Source organism: Mesorhizobium sp. M0991, from assembly GCF_040318915.1.
Taxonomy (GTDB): domain Bacteria; phylum Pseudomonadota; class Alphaproteobacteria; order Rhizobiales; family Rhizobiaceae; genus Mesorhizobium.
In genome coordinates this window covers 160,025-178,417 of the sequence record NZ_JAMYNE010000015.1, presented here as the reverse complement: position 1 = coordinate 178,417, position 18,393 = coordinate 160,025, and the positions used below count along the sequence as shown (strand labels likewise).

The window sequence follows — 18,393 nt, the reverse complement described above, 5'->3', positions numbered from 1 at the left end:
CTGAAGGAGCAACTTTGTTCTTGCTTTGTGCCGGCAGCTATGCTACTAATTTGGTTATGGTGCTAATTGGCTCCAACGACCCGCCGCATGGCGGGTTTTCTGTTTGCGCTCGATCTCGAGCGCAGGTCACGCCAGTATGACAACCACTGCGACCACCCCGAACAGCGCAATCAGCAGCAAGTCGGCGACGCGGTAGAGTTTCAGCGCCCGCCGGATGTCGGTGCTCTCGACGTCGTCGCGCCGGCCGCCTTCGCCCATCAATGCGTCTTCGACCATGACGCCATCGTAGGAACGGGGGCCGGCGAGCGCCAGGCCGAGCGCGCCGGCCATCGCTGCTTCCGACCAGCCGGCATTGGGCGAGCGGTGCTTTTTCGCATCGCGCCGCACGGCGTGCCAGGCGGCTTTGGCGTCGGCGCCCTTGACCAGGAAAGCGGCGAGTACGATCAGAAGCGCCGATAGCCGCGACGCCGGCAGGTTGATCCAGTCGTCGAAGCGCGCCGACGCCCAGCCGAAGGCTTCGTGGCGCGGGGTGCGGTGGCCGATCATCGAATCGGCGGTGTTGGCGGCCTTGTAGGCGACGCCGCCGGCGAGCCCGCCAATGCCGATCCAGAAGGCCGGTGCGACGACACCGTCGGAGAAATTCTCGGCCAGGCTTTCGATCGCGGCGCGGCAGACAGCGGCCCTGTCGAGCTTTTCCGGGTCGCGGCCGACGATCCGCGAGACGGCAATGCGGCCCATGTCCAGTCCGCCGCTGTCGAGGGCGTCGGCCACCGCTTCGACATGCTCGGCCAGGCTCTTCTGCGACAGCAGCGACGTCGCCAGGATTGCGGTGACCAACAAGCCGAGGGGAATGCTCCAAAGCAAGGTTTCGAGCCAGAGGGCGAGGGCGGCCGGCACCAGCACGATCACCAGCAGCGCGAGGACGCCCCAGCGGCGACGGTGGGCGTCGGAATCAGTGGCGCGGTTGAGCCTGCGGTCGAGAAAGGATATCAGCCTGCCGAACCAGGTGACGGGATGGCCAATGGCATCGAAGAGCCGGGCCGGGTAGCCGAGTACAAGTTCGATGGCCAGCGACAGGAAAGTGATCAGGATCGACATGAAGTCTCTTGATGGAGTGACGGCGGCAGTGGACCACGGCGGAAGCCTTGGCCGGGCGAGGGCGCTTTTCCCTCACGCGCCGCTGCCTTTCGTCGACCTCTCGACCGGGATCAATCCGCACTCCTACCCGCTTTTCGATTTGCCCGCCACCGCCCTGTCGCGATTGCCGGAAGCAGCGCGTGCCCGTGACTTGGCCGAAGTCGCGGCAAGCGCCTATGGCGCGCCGTCGGCGGCGAACGTCGCGGCTGCGCCCGGCACGCAGATCCTGTTGCCGCCCGTCGCTTCGCTGGTCAGCCCGGGCACGGCGCTGGTGCTCGGGCCGACTTATGCCGAGCATCGGCGGGCAGCAGCGATCGCCGGCCATGCGGCGGCCGAAGTCGATGATTTCGAAGCCTTGGCGGCGGCCGACCTTGCCGTCGTCGTCAATCCCAACAATCCGGACGGGCGCGTCGTCGAGCGCGAAAGATTGCTTCGACTTGCCGCAAATTTGCGTGCCAGAGGCGGGCTGCTGGTGGTCGACGAGGCCTTCATGGATGTCGGCCCGCGCAGCGAAAGCCTGGCCGGCGACGTCGACCAGGGCGGCATCGTCGTGCTGCGCTCGTTCGGCAAGTTCTTCGGCCTGGCCGGCCTGCGGCTTGGCTTTGCACTGGCCGACGCGCTGACGGTCGAGCGGCTGGAGGCGCAATTCGGGCCATGGGCTGTTGCCGGGCCGGCGCTCGAATATGGCATAAGGGCGCTTGCCGATACCGGCTGGCAGGCCGGGATGCGGCGCTGTCTGGCCGAGGATGCCGCACGGCTCGATACGCTGTTCGGCCGCTTCGGCGTGCCTGTCGCCGGTGGCACCTCGCTGTTCCGCTATATCAGGCTGGCGGACGCCGCCGGCCTGTTTTCGGTGCTCGGCCAGCGCGGCATCCTGCTTCGGCATTTCGCCGACCGTCCGGATGTGCTGCGCGCCGGCCTGCCGGGAGCCGACGAAGAATGGCGGCGGCTCGAATCCGCGCTTGCCGGCTGGGCCTCGCGGCGCGACGATGATGCCAAGGGAGAAACGACCCAATGATCCATGTCTGCTCGCTGTCCAAAGTCGAGGAAACGGTAACGAAGACCGGGGCCGGGCGGCTGCTTTCGCTGCTTGCCGCCGGCACGGAGGTGATGCGGCCGGCCTCGATCACCAGGGAAAACCATCTGCATCTGGTCATGCATGACATTGCGGTAGCGCAGGAGGGCATGACCATGCCGGGCGAGGAGCATGTCTTGACCCTGCTCGATTTCGCGCGCCAATGGGACCGCTCGCGGCCGCTGGTGGTGCATTGCTATGCCGGCATCAGCCGCTCGACTGCCTCGGCCTACATCATCGCGGCAGCGCTGGCGCCGAAGCGCGACGAGGCCGAGTTGGCCGAGACGCTGCGCGCGCTGTCGCCCACGGCGACGCCCAATCCGCGGCTGATCGCCATTGCCGACGCACTGCTCGAGCGCGACGGCCGCATGAGCCGCGCCATCGAGGCGATCGGGCGCGGCGCCGAAGCGTTTGAGGGCACGCCTTTTGCGCTGAAGATCGACGCTTGATTACGTCAGCCAATCCGCCAGCTTTGCCTTGCGCACGTCCCTCAGCAGGCCGATGAAGCCGTCGGCCTGATGTTCGGCGGTGAGCCGGCCTTTTTCGGCGGTGGCAATGCTGGCGTCGCCGACCACACCATTCGGGTTGAGATCGCTGGCGATCCAGGCGAAGGCGTGCGTTCCGGTGTGGCGCAGCAGCGAAAATTCCTTTTCGGCGCGGGCGACCTTGGACACGAAATTGTCGGCCTTGGCCATATCGACGAGGTCGGGCCGGAAATGCAGCATCAGCGAGGTCTCGACGTCGCCGCCATGGATGCCGTGGCGGTCTTCGAGGTCGGTGTACATGCCGGCCGGCCGGCCAAAACGCTGCCAGCTGGTCTTTACCGCCAGCATCTTTGCCCGCACGCGCAATTCGCGGGTGATAATGCCCATGATCTCCTCATTGCCGCCATGCGAGTTGACGACGACCAGTTTTCGGATGCCGGCGCGCGCGACCGACAGGCCGAGTTCGGTCCATGCTTCGACCAAGGTCGTCGCCGGCAAAGTGAGGGTGCCGGGCGCATGCAAATGCTCGTTCGACTTGCCTATCGCCTGCACCGGCAGGATGCGGATGTCGAGATCGCCGGGCAGGCGGGCGATCACCGTGTCGAGCATGCCGTTCATGATCGAGGTGTCGGTCGAAACCGGCAGATGGGGCCCGTGCTGTTCGATCGCTGCCAGCGGCAGAACGGCAATGGTCGCCTCCGGATCGATGGTCGCGTATTCGGTGGTCCGGTAGTCACCCCACCATACGCGTTTTTTTGTCCCGGCCATTTTGAACCTCAAAGAGAGACTGAATGCGCGCTTGATGAGGGGCGGCGCCAACCTTTGTCGTGTAACTTGAGATCATCGGCCTGTCGATTCCAGCCGCTGGCCAGCGCTGCTCATCCCGCCGCGATGACCTCGATCTCGACCTTGAATTCCGGCCGTGCAAAGCCGGACACGATCATCAGCGTCGAGGCCGGCGCCGGGCTGGCGAACAGCCGGTCGCGAACCTCCATATAGGGCCGCAGGAACGCGCGGTCGGTGACATAGGCATTGATGCGGACGATGTCGGACAGGCCGAGCCCGGCCTCGCCGAGAATCGCCGCTATGTTCTGGAAACAGAGCTCGGCCTGTGCGCCGGGCTCCTCGGGGATCTGGTCGTCCGCTGTGATGGCGACCTGGCCCGAACACAGCACCAGCCGTTTGCCGGGCGGCAGCTCGACGCCGTGGCTGTAGCGGGCGAAGGGCGGCTTGATCGACTTCGGCGTGAGAAATTTGAACATGGCAATCTCCGGTTCTCGTCAGCGTAAAGCTGGATGTAGGCGGGCATCAAGATGGCGCTGCATGTCACGAGGGCGATTGTGGACAGGCGATCAAAAAATAGGCACGATGCCTTTCGTACAGCATGACCCGTCCGGCCTTCGCGCCGCCATTGCACAGGCGGGCATTGCACAAGCGGGCGGTCCCGACGCAACGCGCCGGTGGCATGTGTCTTGCTTCTTGAAACAATGGTGTCTAGCCCGGCGCGTGATGCGCCGGAGCGAACAAAGGGTGGTGTGGATGTACGGAAGACTCAAGATTTCGGCGGGCGTGATCGTGCTGCTTGGCGCAGGTACGCTTGCCGCGGCAGCGAACGAAAAAGTCACCTTCGGCACCAACTGGCTGGCCGAGCCGGAGCATGGCGGCTACTACCAGGCCGTGGTGGATGGTACCTATGCCGCCTGCGGCATCGACGTGACGATCATGCAGGGCGGCCCACAGGTCAGCGGCCGGCCGCTACTGCTCGCAGGTAAAATCGATTTCTACATGGGCGGCAATCTGCTGTCGGCCTTCGATGCCGTGCAGCAGGGCATACCGATGCTCGTCGTGGCCGCGGACTTCCAGAAGGACCCGCAGGTCATCATGTCCCATCCCGGGCAGGGGCTGGACAAATGGGAAGACCTGAAGAACGCCGACCAGTACATCCTCGGCGACGAAGGTGCCCAGACCTTCTTCCAGTGGATGGTCACCGACCTGGGTTTCGATGCCGCAAAACGCGTGCCGTACACTTTCAACCCGGCGCCGTTCATCGCCAACAAGAAGTCGATCCAGCAGGGTTACGTCACCTCGGAGCCATTCGCCGTCCAGAAGCAGGGCGGTTTCACGCCGAACCAGTTTCTGCTGGCCGACTATGGCTGGGACACATATGCAACGACGGTCGAGACCATGCAGGAGACGATCGACAAGCGGCCCGAGGTGGTCCAGTGCTTCGTCGATGGCTCGGCCAAGGGCTGGTACAATTATCTCTACGGCGATAACAAGGCCGCCAACGAGATGATCAAGAAGGAAAATCCGGACATGACGGATGAGCAGATCGCCTTCTCGATCGAGCAGCTGAAGAAATTCGGCGTGGTCGATTCCGGCGACAGCGAAAAGCTCGGCATCGGCGCCATGACCGACGCACGCATCCAGAGTTTCTACGACAAGATGGTCAAGGCCAAGGTCGCGCCGGCGGGCGTCGACATCAAGAAGGCCTACACGCTTTCCTTCGTCAACAAGAGCGTCGGGCTCGACCTGAAGAAGTAGGCCGTGAAGCTGGAGAAAGTGGCGCAACAGCCAGGAAGTGTACCGGGGCCGACGCTGTTGGCGCTGCGTGGCGTCGGCAAGGTGTTTTCCAACGGCGTCACCGCGCTCAGCAATGTCGAGCTGACGATCCGGGAAGGCGATTTCCTCAGCCTGCTCGGACCGTCGGGCTGCGGCAAATCGACGGCGCTGCGGCTGATTGCCGGCCTGTCGACGCCGACCTCGGGCGTGCTCGACTGGCGCGGCAGCGGCGCCCGCGATCGTTCGAATATCGGCGACCGTTCGAATATCGGCTTCGTCTTCCAGGAGCCGACGCTGCTGCCCTGGGCCGACGTCTTCGACAATGTCTGGCTGCCGCTGCGGCTGAGGGGCGTATCGCGGGCCAAGGCGGCGCCGGCGGTGATGGAGATGCTGGCGCGGGTTCACCTGACCGGCTTCGAGAATGCCGTGCCGCGCGAATTGTCGGGCGGCATGAAGATGCGCGTCTCGATTGCCCGGGCCATGGTGACCAAGCCGCGCATTCTGTTGATGGACGAGCCGTTCGCGGCACTCGACGAGATCACCCGCTTCAAGCTCAACAACGACCTTCTGGAGCTATGGCAGGATGAGCGCTTTACCGTCGTTTTCGTCACCCACAGCGTCTTCGAAAGCGTTTTCCTCTCCAACCGCGTCGTCGTCATGGCGGCGCGGCCGGGCCGGGTATTCGCCGAGCTTGCCGTCGATGCATCCTATCCGCGCGACGAGGCGTTTCGCACCTCGCCCGACTATGCCGCGCTCTGCCGCCAGGCATCCGACGTGCTGATCGGCGCCATCAACTCAACTGCCGGACCGCATCATGACGGCCATTGAAGAACAAGTGCTGGCGCTCGACCCGGAGGAGGCGCGTCGCGTCCGCCAGGAGCGCTTCGAGCGCATCGGCAGATGGCTGCTGCCGCTGGCGATCATGATCCTGGCGATCTGGCTGTGGGACCGCGTCTGCGTTTGGAACGACATCCCGAAATACATCCTGCCGCGTCCCGGCGTGGTGCTGCAGACGCTGCATGACGATGCCGGGCTGCTGTTCTCCTCGCTGCTGGTGACGCTCAGGATCACCTTCTTGAGCCTGCTTCTCGCCGTGGTCGGCGGCGTCGGGCTGGCGGTGCTGTTCGCGCAGTCGAAATGGGTGGAGATGTCGTTCTTTCCCTTCGCCATCGTGCTGCAGGTGACGCCGATCGTCGCGATCTTTCCGCTGATCAACATCTATGTCGACAACCAGACGACGAAGCTTTTGCTTTGCGCCTGGATCGTCGCCTTCTTCCCGATCCTCTCCAACACCACGCTCGGCCTCAATTCCGTCGACCGCAATCTGCGCGATTTGTTCAAGCTCAACGGCGCCACCCGCTGGCAGCAATTGCGCTATCTGCGGCTGCCGGCGGCGATGCCTTATTTCCTCGGCGGGCTGAAGATCGCCGGCGGCCTGTCTCTGATCGGCGCGGTGGTGGCCGAGTTCGTCGCCGGCGCCACCGGCCAGTCGTCCGGCCTCGCCTCGCGCATCATCGAGGCCGGCTACCGGCTCAACGCGCCAAGGCTGTTCGCGGCGCTGATCCTGATTTCGCTCACCGGCATCCTGATCTTCCTGGTGCTGTCGCTGATTTCGCATCTCATTTTGCGGCGCTGGCACGAGAGCGCGCTGAGGCAGGAGCGGTGATGGTGGGCAGCGCCAGCACCCCCCTCTGTCCTGCCGGACATCTCCCCCTCAAGGGGGGAGATTGGATGCCATCCAGGATTTCGCCAATCGCCAACCTTGCAAGACGAGCGCCATCGGCGAAGCTGCCAATCTCCCCCCTTGAGGGGGAGATGTCCGGCAGGACAGAGGGGGGTACGCCTTGATACCGGCTTCTGGTTCCTACCATCTCGCCAAGGTTCGGCTTCATGCCTCACTGACGCCGGGCTTTTCTGGAGCCTTCGATACCGACGGGTTTGGGCTCGCCGATATCGCCATCGCCGATGGCAAGATCTCCGGGATTACGGCGCATCGATCCAATGCACCGGCCGATGCCCCCGACCTCGGCGGCCGCATCGTCTTGCCCTGCTTCGTCGACTGCCACACCCATATCGACAAGGGCCATATCTGGCCTCGAAAGCCCAACCCGGACGGCACTTTCATGGCCGCGCTGAATGCAACCGGCGCTGACCGCGCGGCGCGCTGGAGCGCCGACGATGTTGCCCGCCGCATGGATTTTTCGCTGCGCTCGGCTTATGCGTATGGCACCAAGGCGCTGCGCACGCATCTCGACAGTGTTGCGCCGCAGGAAGAGATCTCCTGGCCGGTATTCGAGACGATGCGGGAAAAATGGCGCGGCCGCATCGAGCTGCAAGCGGCCTGCCTGCTCGGCATCGAGGGCGTGCGCGACAGGAAATGGTTCGAGAGGCTGGCCAAACGGGTGGCTGCCGCCAAGGGTGTGCTTGGCGTCGTCACCTATATGGTGCCGGATCTCGAAGAATTGCTCGACCAGGTGTTCGCGCAGGCGATCAAGCACGGCCTCGACCTCGATTTCCATGCCGACGAGACCGACGATGTCGCGGCGATCTCGCTGAAGAAGATTGCCGAAGCAGCCCTTTGGAACGGTTTTGACGGGAACATCCTGGTCGGCCATTGCTGCTCTCTGGCGCGCCAGCCCGACCTTGACGTGCTCGACACGCTGGACAAGGTCGCCAAAGCCGGCCTGGCGGTGGTGTCGCTGCCGATGTGCAATCTCTATCTGCAGGACCGCCGCGACGACAACACCACGCCGCGCTGGCGCGGGGTGACGCTGCTGCACGAGATGAAGGCGCGCGGCATTGCCGTCGCCGTCGCCTCCGACAATACCCGCGACCCGTTCTACGCCTATGGCGATCTCGATATGCTGGAGGTCTATCGCATGGCGACGCGCATCCTGCATCTCGACCATCCCGTTGCCGATTGGCCGCAAGCTGTCACCGCGACGCCGGCCAAGGTGATGCGGCTCGATGGTTTCGGCACGCTTGCCGCCGGAGGGGCGGCCGATTTCGTCGTCTTCAAGGGAAGAAGCTGGACGGAATTGCTGTCGCGGCCAGAATCGGATCGCATCGTCGTGCGCGACGGGCATGCGATCGAGCGCCAGCTGCCCGATTATGCCGAACTCGATGATCTGATGGTGGAATGATGGATATTGCGGCGCTCAAGCGCGACCTGGACGGCCTCAAGGTCGACGACCATCCGGCGATCGTCCAGCAGAAGAGTCGCGACTTCTATTGGTACAGCCCGGTGCTGAAGCAGCAGCTCGAGCACGTCACCGGTGACCTGATCGTGACGCCGAAAACCGAAGACGAGGTCGTCCGCATTCTCGCCGCCTGCCATCGGCATGGCGTGCCGGTGACGCCGCGCGGCAGTGGCACCGGCAATTACGGGCAGGCGATGCCCCTATCCGGCGGCGTGGTGCTCAATCTCGCCGAGATGAACGCGGTCAAGATGATCGCGCCGGGCCGTGTCGTCACCGGCCCCGGCGCCGTGCTCGCCGACATCGACAGAGCGACGCGGGCGCATTCCGGCCAGGAACTCCGCATGTCGCCGTCGACCTACAACACCGCATCGATCGGCGGGTTCGTCGCCGGCGGCTCCGGCGGTATCGGCTCGATCCGCTGGGGCGGACTGCGCGACCTCGGCAACGTCATCCGGCTGAGGACAGTGACGATGGAGGCACAGCCACGTGTCATGGAGCTCACCGGCGAAGACGTGCTGAAGGTCATGCACGCCTACGGCACCAACGGCATCATCACCGAAGTCGAGATGCCGCTGACCGCCAGCTATGACTGGATCGACGTCATCGTCGGCTTCGACGATTTCATGGATGCGGCCGGCTTCGGCAACGACCTCGCCATCCAGGACGGCATACTGGCGAAGCTGATCACGCCGATCGCAGCACCCATCCCATACGATTACTTCAAGCGCCACCAGCGGTTTTTCCGGCGCGGCCAAAGCATCGTCGTCCTGATGATTGCGCCGCATGCGATGGATGCCTTCCTCGCCTTCACGACGCGCAGCAAGGGCGAGATCGTCTTCCGCTCCGACAAGGAGGCCGATCTCAAGGGGCTGCCGCCGGCCTATGAGCTGACCTGGAACCACACCACGTTGCGCGCCATCCGGGTCGATCCGACGATCACCTACCTGCAGACCCGCTATCCGTCGCCGGACCACCTCGGTCACGTCAAGGCGATGGTCGAACGCTTCGGCGACGAGGTGCCGGCGCATCTCGAATTCATCCGCTTCGACGGAGCCATCGGTATCGCCGGGTTGCCGCTGGTGCGCTTCACCACGGCCGAGCGGCTGGACGAGATCATCCGCATCCACGAAGACAATGGCTGCTGGATCTTCAACCCGCACCGCTACACGCTGGAAGAAGGCGGCATGAAGCGGACGGATGAGGTGCAACTGGCCTTCAAGCGCGAGACCGACCCGCAAGGGCTGCTCAATCCCGGCAAGATGATCGCCTGGGAAAACCCGGACTATGATTATCGCTCCGGCAAGTCGTTTCTGTTTAAGGGGCTGGAGAAGGCGGGTTGAGACGATGACGGGCGTGTGGTGCTGTACCCCCCTCTGGCCTGCCGGCCATCTCCCCCTCAAGGGGGGAGATTGGCAGTTTCTACGCTCCGATCACCTTGCCGCGTTGGGGGTTGGCAAAAGCGACGGTGACAGCCAATCTCCCCCCTTGAGGGGGAGATGCCCGGCAGGGCAGAGGGGGGTGCCTCGCGCCGACCTGCGAGGACTTGGTTGAACGTCCTCGTCCTCTACGCTCATCCGGTCGAGACCAGCTTCAATGCCGGCCTGCACCGGACCATCGTCGAGCGGTTGACGTTGGCCGGCCATGCGGTCGACGATTGCGATCTCTATGCCGAGGGTTTCGATCCCAGGCTGACGCGGGCCGAACGGCTCTCCTATCATGACCGGCGCGGCGCCGGCGATCCTACGGCGGCTTACATTGAGCGCTTGCTGCGGGCCGACGCTCTGGTGCTGTCGTTTCCGGTGTGGAACTTCGGCTATCCGGCCATTCTGAAAGGCTTTTTCGATCGCGCCTTCCTGCCCGGCGTGTCGTTCAAGCTGGTCGAAGGCAAGGTGCAGCCGTCACTACACAACATCCGCAAGGTGGTCGCGGTCACCACCTATGGCGGCAGCCGGTTCCGAGCCATGCTGATCGGTGACCCGCCGCGCAAGCTGGTCAAGCGGGTGCTGCGTGCGACCATCAAGCCCGGCGGGTCGGTTTCCTACCTCGCGCAATACTCGATGAACCTGTCGACCGACGAAAAGCGGACGAGGTTCGTGGCGAAGGTCGCGGCCAGGATGGACGCGTTCTGAGGTGCGCTACATCCGCACCCGTTCCGCCTTCGGATCGTACATCGGCTTAAGCGACGCTTCCGCCGCAAAGCGCTCGCCGGCGATCTCGATCTCGTAGGACGACGACAGCACATCCGCCTCGTTCTCGCCCTTGCAAGGCACGTAGCCAAGCCCGACAGCGCTGCCGAGATGATGGCCGTAATTGCCCGAGGTGATCGGGCCGACGATCTTGCCGTCGCGCAGGATCGCCTCGTTGTGGAACAGCAGCGGCTCCGGGTCGTTCAGGCGGAACTGCACCAGCCGGCGTGACAGGCCGGTTTCTTTCTTCTTCAGCACCGCATCGCGGCCGAGGAAGTCTCCCTTGGCCGTCTTCACGGCGAAGCCGAGGCCGGCCTCCAGCACATTGTCCTCGTCGGTGATGTCGTGGCCGAAATGCCTGAACGCCTTTTCGATGCGGCAGGAATCCAGCGTGTGCAGGCCGCATAGTTTTAGCCCGACATCGGTGCCTGCCTCCGCGATCGCCTCGAAGACATGGGCGGCCTGGTCGGTCGAGACATAAAGCTCCCAGCCGAGTTCGCCGACATAGGTGACGCGGTGGGCGCGGGCCAGGCCCATGCCGATCTCGATCTCCTGAAACGTTCCGAACGGGTTGTTGTCATTGGAGAAATCATTCGGGCTGACCTTTTGGATCAGCTTCCTCGAATCCGGGCCCATCAGGCAGAGCACCGCTTCGGCAGCGGTTACATCGGTAATGACGACGAACTCCTCGGCAAGATGTTTTCGCAGCCACGCCAGGTCGCGTTGCAGCGTCGCGCCGGGCACGACGAGGAAGAAGGCGGTTTCGGACAGCCGCGAGACGGTGAGATCGCTCTCGATGCCGCCGCGCTGGTTGAGCATCTGGGTGTAGACGATCTTGCCGGGCGCCACGTCCATGTCGTTGGCGCAGAGTCTTTGCAGGAAAGCGCAGGCGTCGCGACCCTCGACGCGGATCTTGCCGAACGAGGTCATGTCGAACAGGCCGACGCCGCTCCTGACCGCCAGATGCTCCTCGCGCTGGTTGTCGAACCAGTTCTGCCGTTTCCAGGAATAGCGGTATTCGCGCTCCTGGCCGGGCCTAGCGAACCAGTTGGCGCGCTCCCAGCCGGCGACCTCGCCAAAGACGGCGCCGCGCGCCTTCAGATGTTCGTGCAGCGGCGAGCGCCTCACGTTCCGCGAGGTTGCCATCTGCCGGTAGGGGAAATGATCGGCATAGAGCAGGCCAAGCGTTTCGGAGACGCGCTCCTTCAGATAGCGGCGGTTCTTCTGGAACGGCTGGGCGCGGCGGATGTCGACCTCCCAGAGGTCGAAAGGCGCTTCGCCGTCATTGATCCATTGCGCCAGCGCCATGCCGGCGCCGCCGGAGGAGACGATGCCGATCGAATTGTAGCCGGTAGCCATCCAGTAGCCGGAAAGCTCCGGCGCCTCGCCGAGATAATAGCGGTCGTCGGGGGTAAAACTCTCGGGGCCGTTGAAGAAGGTGTGAATGCCGGCGGTTGCCAGCATCGGCATGCGGTTGACGCCCATTTCCAGGATCGGCTCGAAATGGTCCATATCCTGCGGCAACTGGTCGAAGCAGAACTCCTCGCTTATGCCGTTCATGCCCCACGGCTTGGCCACCGGCTCGAAAGCGCCGAGCATCATCTTGCCGGCATCTTCCTTGTAGTAGGCGCACTCGTCTGGCACGCGCAGCACCGGCAGGCGGGAAAGCCCGGGGATCGGTTCCGTCACGAGATAAAAGTGCTCGCAGGCGTGCAGCGGAATGGTGACGCCGTTCTGGGCGCCAAGTTCGCGTGCCCACATGCCGGCGCAGTTGACGACGATATCGGTATCGATCAGGCCTTGCTCGTCGCCTTGCGCCCAGGAAACCCCGGTGACGCGCCCATTTTTGGTGTGGACCTTGGTGACCTTCACATTCTCGACGATCGTCGCACCGCGCTGGCGCGCGCCCTTGGCCAAGGCCATGGCGATGTTGGCCGGATCGCACTGGCCGTCGAGCGGCAGATGCACGGCGCCGACAACATCGGAAACATTAAGATGCTGGTACATCTCCTTGACTTCGTTTGGCGAAATCTCGCGCACGTCGACATCGAAGGCGCGGGCGAGAGACGCCTGCCGATAGATCTCGTGCTTGCGCTCCTCGGTCAGCGCCACGGTGATCGAGCCGACCTGGCGCATGCCGGTGCCGACATCGGTCTCGGCCTCCAGCTTGACGTAGAGGTCGGCCGAGTACTTCGCCAGCCGCGTCATGTTCTGCGAGCCGCGCAACTGGCCGATCAGGCCGGCGGCGTGCCATGTCGTGCCCGACGTCAGCTGCTTGCGCTCGAGCAGCACGATATCGGTCCAGCCGAGCTTGGCCAGATGATAGGCGACCGAGCAACCGGAGACGCCGCCACCGATGATGACCGCCCTTGCTTTGGTAGGGATGGCTTTCGGGGGCAGGGCGTTCATGCCGCCTCGCGGCGATAGAAGGAGGCGAAGCGGCGCAGGCGCGTGGCAGCTTCCATCAGTACGGCCTCAGGCTGGCAGAGGCTGACGCGGATATGGCCGGCAGCGGCCTCGCCAAAGCTCGAGCCGGGCATGACGCCGACCTTTTCCTGGTCGAGGAAAGCCCAGGCGAATTTCTCATCGTCCGGCTCGATGGCCGATATGTCGAGCATGACGTACATGCCGCCCTCGGAGCCGCGCACCGTGATGTTGTTCATGCCACGCATGGCATCGAGGACGACGGTGCGCCTCGCGGCGTAGCGCTCGGCGATCTCCTTAACGCCGTAGCCATTTTCGAGCGCCTCCGCGCAGGCGAGACTGATGAAGGCCGGCAGGCCGTAGGTCATTACCAGATTGAGGTCGGTCAACAGCAAGACCATCGGTTCCGGCCCGGTCAGCCAGCCCATGCGCCAGCCGGTCATGCCGTGGCTCTTCGACATCGAATTGATGACCAGCGTGCGTTCCGCCATGCCGGGCAGCGAGCGTGGTGAGACGTGCTCGCCGCCGCCCAGCGTCCAGTAGACCTCGTCCGACAGCAGCCAGAGGTCATGCTCGCGGCAGATCTGCGCCAGCTCTTCCAGGCGCTCGCGCGAATAGACGGCACCCGTGGGATTGTTCGGCGTGTTGATCAGGATGGCGCGAGTGTTCGGCCGAAGGGCGGCGCGAATGTCGGCGGCGCGCGGCTGAAAGCCATCCTCGGCGGGGGTCTCGACGACGCTGAACTCGGCGCCCGCCGCACTGAAGGTATTGGGATAGGTGGCGTAATAGGGCGCGACGACGATGGCATGGTCGCCCTGGTCGAGAACCGCTTGAATGGCCGCGTAGAGCGCTGCCTGCCCACCCGGCGTGGCGATGACCTGGTCGGGGCCGGTCGCAACGCCGGTGCACAGCGTCGAGGCCGCGGCCATCGCCTTGCGCAGGCGCGGAACGCCGGCAAGCGGCGTGTAGTGATGATTGCTGGCACGAACCGCCGTCACGCAGGCTTCGATCGTCTCGCTCGGCGTATCGAAATCGTGGTCGCCGACCGAGAGCATGATGATGTCCTCGCCGGCCTGCTTGCGCGCCCAGGCAGCGGAATGAACCTCCCAGCCATCCTTGCCGGAAGGCACGATGCCGGAAATGCGCGATGATGGTCTGGGCATTATGCTACTCCCGAAATTTCATAACCCACCTGTTCGAGCCGGTCGCGCAGGGCGGCAATGTGGGCGGGTCCGACTTCGCAGCAGCCGCCGACGATGCCGGCGCCGGCCTCGACCCAGCCGATCGCCTGGCCGGCGTAGGCGTCCGGATCGAGGTCGTGGCGGGCGTGCAGCACTTCCACGGTACCGCCATGCTTGAGCGCCTCAATCGAGGTGAAGCCATTGGCATAAGCGCCGACCGGACCGCCGAGAGCGATCAGTTCGGGCAGCGCTGCAGCGATCGCTTCGGGCCGGCAGCAATTGATCAGCCGGGCCGCGACGGGCAGGCCATCAAGAGCGCCCGACGCCGCCGCAATGGCTTCGCCGCTGCGCAGGCGCGGCGTGCCGTGGTCGGCAAGCGTCCACGACACCCATACGGGCTTGCCGCTTTCCGACGCCGCGGTGACCGCGGCGCGCGCCTCTTCGGCCGACGCCATGGTTTCGCACAGAAACAGATCGACGCCGTCCGCCTGCTCGGCAACGATACGGCGATAGATGTCGAGCGTATCCTGGAAGGATATCGTCAGTGCCGGCGCATAGCTGCCGAACAGCGGCGACAGGCAGCCGGCAATCGCCGCGTCGCCGGCCTGGTCGCGTGCTTGCCTTGCCAGTTCTATGCCACGCTTCTGCAGCGGCTTGAACAGCTCTTCCGCGCCCTCGCGCGCCAGCCGCTCGGGCGTGGCTGAATAGGTGTTGATGGTGATGACGCGGGCGCCGGCGCGGATGAATTCCGCATGCAGGTCGCGCACCAGATCCGGTTCGTCGATCAGCACCCTGGCTGACCACAGCGGCGTCGGCTCGGAACTGCTGCGGCGGACCAGCTCCTGGCCCATGCCGCCATCGGTGAGGATCACTTTCTTCATGCTCTGAGCCTCACGTTCTTTGAATCCCATAACGGCTCATCCTTCTGCACGACCGCCCGAAAACGTTCGCCGAAGATCTCGACCTCGACCGCGGTTCCCGGCTCGGTAAGGTCAGCGCGCAGCATGCCGAGCGCGATCGACTTGTCGATGCGATGACCCCAGCCGCCGGACGTTGTCTCGCCGACGATCCGGCCTTCATGCCACAGCGTCGACATATAGGGTGCGTCGCAGTCGCCGGGATTTTCGACGACCAGCGTGACGAAGCGTTTCTTTACGCCCTGCTGCTTTTCGTTCTGCAGCGCCGCCTTGCCGCGGAAGTCGGGCTTGTCCCATCTGACGAAGCGCTCCAGCCCGCCCTGCAGGATCGAATAGTCGGTCGACAGGTCGCCCTTCCAGGTGCGGTAACCTTTTTCGAGCCGGAGCGAATCCAGCGCGTACATGCCGAACGGTTTTAGGCCATGCCTCTGCCCGGCCGCCCAGACGGCGTCGAAGATGGCTGCGGTATCGTCGACCTTGCTGTGGATTTCCCAGCCGAGCTCGCCGGCGAAGGACACGCGCACCAGCTTTGCCCAACGTCCGGCGATACTGGTTTCCTGATGCGTCAGCCAGGGCAGGGTGAGGTCGGCCGCGCAGAGTTCGGCGAGGATGTTTCGCGAGTTGGGGCCGGCGAGGATCTGGGTGGAGTATTCCTCCGTCCTGTCGACCAGCTTGAATGTGGCGTCCTTCGGGATGCGCGACTTCAGCCATTCGAAATCATGCCACTGAGCCACAGCGGCGGTGATCAGCGTCATCAGGTTCTCGTCGTGGCGGACCACCGACATTTCGGTGACGATGCGGCCCTTGTCGTCGGCAAAATAGACGAGGCCGATGCGGCCGGGTTTCGGCACCAGGCCTGTCACCTGGAGGCTCAGCCATTCGGCGCCACCCGGACCGTCGAGATTGAAACGGGAAAACCCCGGCAGGTCCAAAATGCCGGCGGCATCGCGGACGGCGAGGCATTCCTCGCGCACGCGATGCTGCCACGGCCCGTCGCGGCGGAAGGTCAGCGTGGATTCTTCGGAGATGTCGTCGCCTGCCTTCGCATACCAGGTGGCGCGTTCCCAGCCATTATAAGCGTCGAACCGGGCGCCGAGTGCCTTGATGCGGTCGTGGAGCGGCGACAGCTTGCGGTCGCGCCCGGCCGGCCAGGCATGGCGCGGGAACTGGATGGCATATTCGTTGCCGTAGATCTCCATGCCCTTGGCGACGCAATAATCCGGGGCCGAGGCAAAGGCGGTGAAACGGCGTGGATCGCACGACCACATGTCCCATTCGGTCTGGCCTTGCGTCACCCATTCGGCCAGCACCTTGCCGGCGCCGCCGCCCTGGGCGATGCCGAAGGTAAAGACGCAGGCCTCGAAGGCGTTCGGCACGCCGGGCATCGGCCCGATCAGCGGGTTGCCGTCGGGCGCATAGGGGATCGGCCCGTTGATGACCTTGGACAGGCCGGCGGTGCCGAGGATCGGCACGCGGGCGACAGCATCGGCCAGGTAGTGTTCCAGCCGGTCGAGATCGTCGGGAAACAGCTGGAACGAAAAGTCGTCGGGCATCGGATCGTTGTGGCCGACCCAGTGGGCGCGGCAATTGCGCTCATAGGGGCCGAGGTTCATGCCATTCTTTTCCTGGCGCAGATAATAGGACGTATCGACGTCGCGCAGCAGCGGCAGCTTCTTGCCTTGTTCCTTCGACCACGCCGCCAGTTCGGGGATTTCCTCGAACAGGATATATTGATGGCTCATCACCATCATCGGCACCTCGCGGCCGAACATCCTGCCGACTTCGGCGGCGCGGTAGCCCGCGGCATTGACGACGATCTCGCAACGGATCTCGCCTTGCGCCGTCTCGACCACCCACTCGTCGTTCTCGCGGTGCACGCCGGTGACCGGGCAGAAGCGGATGATCTTCGCGCCCATGTCGCGGGCACCTTTAGCCAGCGCCTGGGTCAATTGCGCCGGGTCGATATCGCCGTCATTCGGATCGTAGAGCGCGCCTTTCAGCTCATGCGTCTCGATGAAGGGATAACGGCGTTTGATCTCGTCCGGGCCGACCACGTCGATGTCCATGCCCTGGTAGCGGCCCATGCCCTTGGCGCGCTGGAATTCCTGCATACGCTCGGTCGTATGGGCGAGCCTGAGCGAGCCGGTGACGTGGTAGTTCATGGGATAGCCGACCTCGTCGGCCAGCCGGCGATAGAGCTCGGTCGAATAGCGCTGCATGTTCATCAGCGACCATGACGAGGAGAAAGTCGGCACGTTGCCGGCGGCATGCCAGGTCGAGCCGGAAGTCAGCTCGTTCTTCTCCAGAAGCACGCAGTCGGTCCAGCCCGCTTTGGCGAGATGGTAGAGCGAGGAGGCGCCGACGGCACCGCCTCCGATGATCACCACGCGCGCCGTGGTCGGCAAACCGGCCATGTTCTTCTCCAGATCAATAGACGGGCGGCGAAACCACCCAGATCACCACAGCCGGTTCCGCTCCAGGATTGCGCCAGCGGAACGGCTTGCCGTCAAAGCGGAAGGAGTCGCCTTCTCCAAGCCGGTGCCAGACGCCGGCAATTTCGATGTCGAAGCTGCCGGACGCGACGTAACCGGCTTCCTCGGTCGGCCGGCGCGCCTCGCTCTTCAGCTCGGCACCGGGGGCGAAGACCGAACGCAGCATCTCGAAGCTACCGCCGAGATCGGGCGACAGAAGCTCCTCCACCAGGCCGGAATCGCTTGTGCCAAGCGTGCGCCGGTTGCCGGCGCGCACGACCACGCCGCGTTCGGTCTCGACAGGCACGTCATGGCTGAAGAACAGGCTGACCGGCACGCCGAACAATTCGGCGAAGGCCCTGAGATCGCCGAGCGACGGGATCGACAGGCTGCGCTCGACCTGGCTGACCCAGCCGACGGAACGGCCGAGCTTCAGCCCGATTTCGGCAAGCGTCAGGCCGCGCGCCTTGCGCAACGCGCGAATGTCGCTGGCCAGCAGTCGTTCGCCGTTATCTTGTTCCGGTCTTGCGGCGATCGAGGGCAAAGCCACTCCCTTTGATGAATCACTTGGTGAAAAATGAAGAATCTCGATGAAAAATTCTTGGCAAATTTCATGTGACCGCAGGTCTGTGAAAAAATCAAGATGATTTTCATGAACCCACAAGATTTACTTGCGCCATTTTGACGGTTCAGGCAAAGGCTCGGCGCACGAGCGGAGAGTGGGGCGTCCGGTCGAGGCGGATAGGGCGTCGAGC

The 18,393-nt window shown here is 64.3% G+C and carries 16 protein-coding genes; 8 read left to right on the top strand and 8 right to left on the bottom strand.

Going from position 1 to position 18,393, the window contains the following annotated elements:
* Positions 1–126: 126 nt before the first annotated feature.
* Positions 127–1,098 (bottom strand): adenosylcobinamide-phosphate synthase CbiB, encoded by a 972-nt coding sequence (cbiB, locus tag NKH70_RS22060; protein ID WP_352978433.1) that lies wholly within the window; start codon positions 1,096–1,098, stop codon positions 127–129.
* Between cbiB and cobD the strand changes: the two genes are divergently transcribed.
* Together cobD and NKH70_RS22050 are read left to right on the top strand one after the other, a co-directional pair.
* Positions 1,097–2,155, top strand: coding sequence for a threonine-phosphate decarboxylase CobD (cobD, locus tag NKH70_RS22055; RefSeq protein ID WP_353025989.1), 1,059 nt, complete (start codon positions 1,097–1,099; stop codon positions 2,153–2,155). The genes cbiB and cobD overlap by 2 nt on opposite strands.
* Positions 2,152–2,661 (top strand): tyrosine phosphatase family protein, encoded by a 510-nt coding sequence (locus tag NKH70_RS22050; RefSeq protein WP_352719740.1) that lies wholly within the window; start codon positions 2,152–2,154, stop codon positions 2,659–2,661. The genes cobD and NKH70_RS22050 overlap by 4 nt, the downstream gene beginning before the upstream one ends.
* On the opposite strand, the gene NKH70_RS22045 is transcribed toward NKH70_RS22050, so the two are convergent.
* Both NKH70_RS22045 and NKH70_RS22040 read right to left on the bottom strand, forming a co-directional pair.
* On the bottom strand, positions 2,662–3,465 hold the full coding sequence (locus NKH70_RS22045; RefSeq protein WP_353025988.1) for a creatininase family protein: 804 nt from the start codon (positions 3,463–3,465) through the stop codon (positions 2,662–2,664).
* Positions 3,466–3,575: 110 nt separating this feature from the next.
* Positions 3,576–3,959 (bottom strand): RidA family protein, encoded by a 384-nt coding sequence (locus NKH70_RS22040; RefSeq protein WP_292662997.1) that lies wholly within the window; start codon positions 3,957–3,959, stop codon positions 3,576–3,578.
* 277 nt (positions 3,960–4,236) lie between these two features.
* Here NKH70_RS22040 and NKH70_RS22035 point away from each other — a divergent pair, with 277 nt between their 5' ends.
* The 6 genes from NKH70_RS22035 to NKH70_RS22010 all read left to right on the top strand — a co-directional run bounded on the left by NKH70_RS22035 (position 4,237) and on the right by NKH70_RS22010 (position 10,588).
* The gene (locus NKH70_RS22035) at positions 4,237–5,241 is read left to right on the top strand and encodes an ABC transporter substrate-binding protein (RefSeq protein ID WP_352978431.1); all 1,005 of its coding nucleotides are present in this window, start codon (positions 4,237–4,239) and stop codon (positions 5,239–5,241) included.
* 3 nt (positions 5,242–5,244) lie between these two features.
* Positions 5,245–6,087, top strand: a complete 843-nt coding sequence (locus tag NKH70_RS22030; protein WP_352978430.1) for an ABC transporter ATP-binding protein — start codon at positions 5,245–5,247, stop codon at positions 6,085–6,087.
* Entirely contained in the window at positions 6,074–6,925 is an 852-nt protein-coding gene (locus NKH70_RS22025) for an ABC transporter permease (RefSeq protein WP_352978429.1), read from the top strand. The genes NKH70_RS22030 and NKH70_RS22025 overlap by 14 nt, the downstream gene beginning before the upstream one ends.
* A 178-nt stretch (positions 6,926–7,103) precedes the next feature.
* Positions 7,104–8,402, top strand: a complete 1,299-nt coding sequence (locus NKH70_RS22020) for a cytosine deaminase (protein ID WP_352978428.1) — start codon at positions 7,104–7,106, stop codon at positions 8,400–8,402.
* Positions 8,402–9,799, top strand: a complete 1,398-nt coding sequence (locus NKH70_RS22015) for an FAD-binding oxidoreductase (protein WP_353025992.1) — start codon at positions 8,402–8,404, stop codon at positions 9,797–9,799. Before NKH70_RS22020 ends, NKH70_RS22015 begins: the two co-directional genes overlap by 1 nt.
* 207 nt (positions 9,800–10,006) lie before the next feature.
* Complete coding sequence (locus tag NKH70_RS22010; RefSeq protein ID WP_353025987.1) at positions 10,007–10,588, top strand: NAD(P)H-dependent oxidoreductase; 582 nt, start codon at positions 10,007–10,009, stop codon at positions 10,586–10,588.
* Positions 10,589–10,594: 6 nt separating this feature from the next.
* On the opposite strand, the gene NKH70_RS22005 is transcribed toward NKH70_RS22010, so the two are convergent.
* Genes NKH70_RS22005 through NKH70_RS21985 form a run of 5 tightly spaced genes read right to left on the bottom strand, consistent with a single transcriptional unit; the run spans position 10,595 to position 18,182 of the window.
* Positions 10,595–13,054 (bottom strand): GcvT family protein, encoded by a 2,460-nt coding sequence (locus tag NKH70_RS22005; RefSeq protein WP_353025986.1) that lies wholly within the window; start codon positions 13,052–13,054, stop codon positions 10,595–10,597.
* Complete coding sequence (locus NKH70_RS22000; RefSeq protein WP_353025985.1) at positions 13,051–14,232, bottom strand: pyridoxal phosphate-dependent aminotransferase; 1,182 nt, start codon at positions 14,230–14,232, stop codon at positions 13,051–13,053. Before NKH70_RS22000 ends, NKH70_RS22005 begins: the two co-directional genes overlap by 4 nt.
* Positions 14,232–15,131 carry a homocysteine S-methyltransferase family protein gene (locus tag NKH70_RS21995; protein WP_353025984.1) on the bottom strand — a complete coding sequence of 300 codons (900 nt, stop codon included), beginning with the start codon at positions 15,129–15,131 and terminating at the stop codon, positions 14,232–14,234. The genes NKH70_RS22000 and NKH70_RS21995 overlap by 1 nt, the downstream gene beginning before the upstream one ends.
* The gene (locus tag NKH70_RS21990) at positions 15,128–17,581 is read right to left on the bottom strand and encodes a GcvT family protein (protein WP_353025983.1); all 2,454 of its coding nucleotides are present in this window, start codon (positions 17,579–17,581) and stop codon (positions 15,128–15,130) included. Before NKH70_RS21990 ends, NKH70_RS21995 begins: the two co-directional genes overlap by 4 nt.
* Before the next feature lie 13 nt (positions 17,582–17,594).
* Complete coding sequence (locus NKH70_RS21985; protein ID WP_353025982.1) at positions 17,595–18,182, bottom strand: helix-turn-helix domain-containing protein; 588 nt, start codon at positions 18,180–18,182, stop codon at positions 17,595–17,597.
* Positions 18,183–18,393 lie beyond the last annotated feature (211 nt).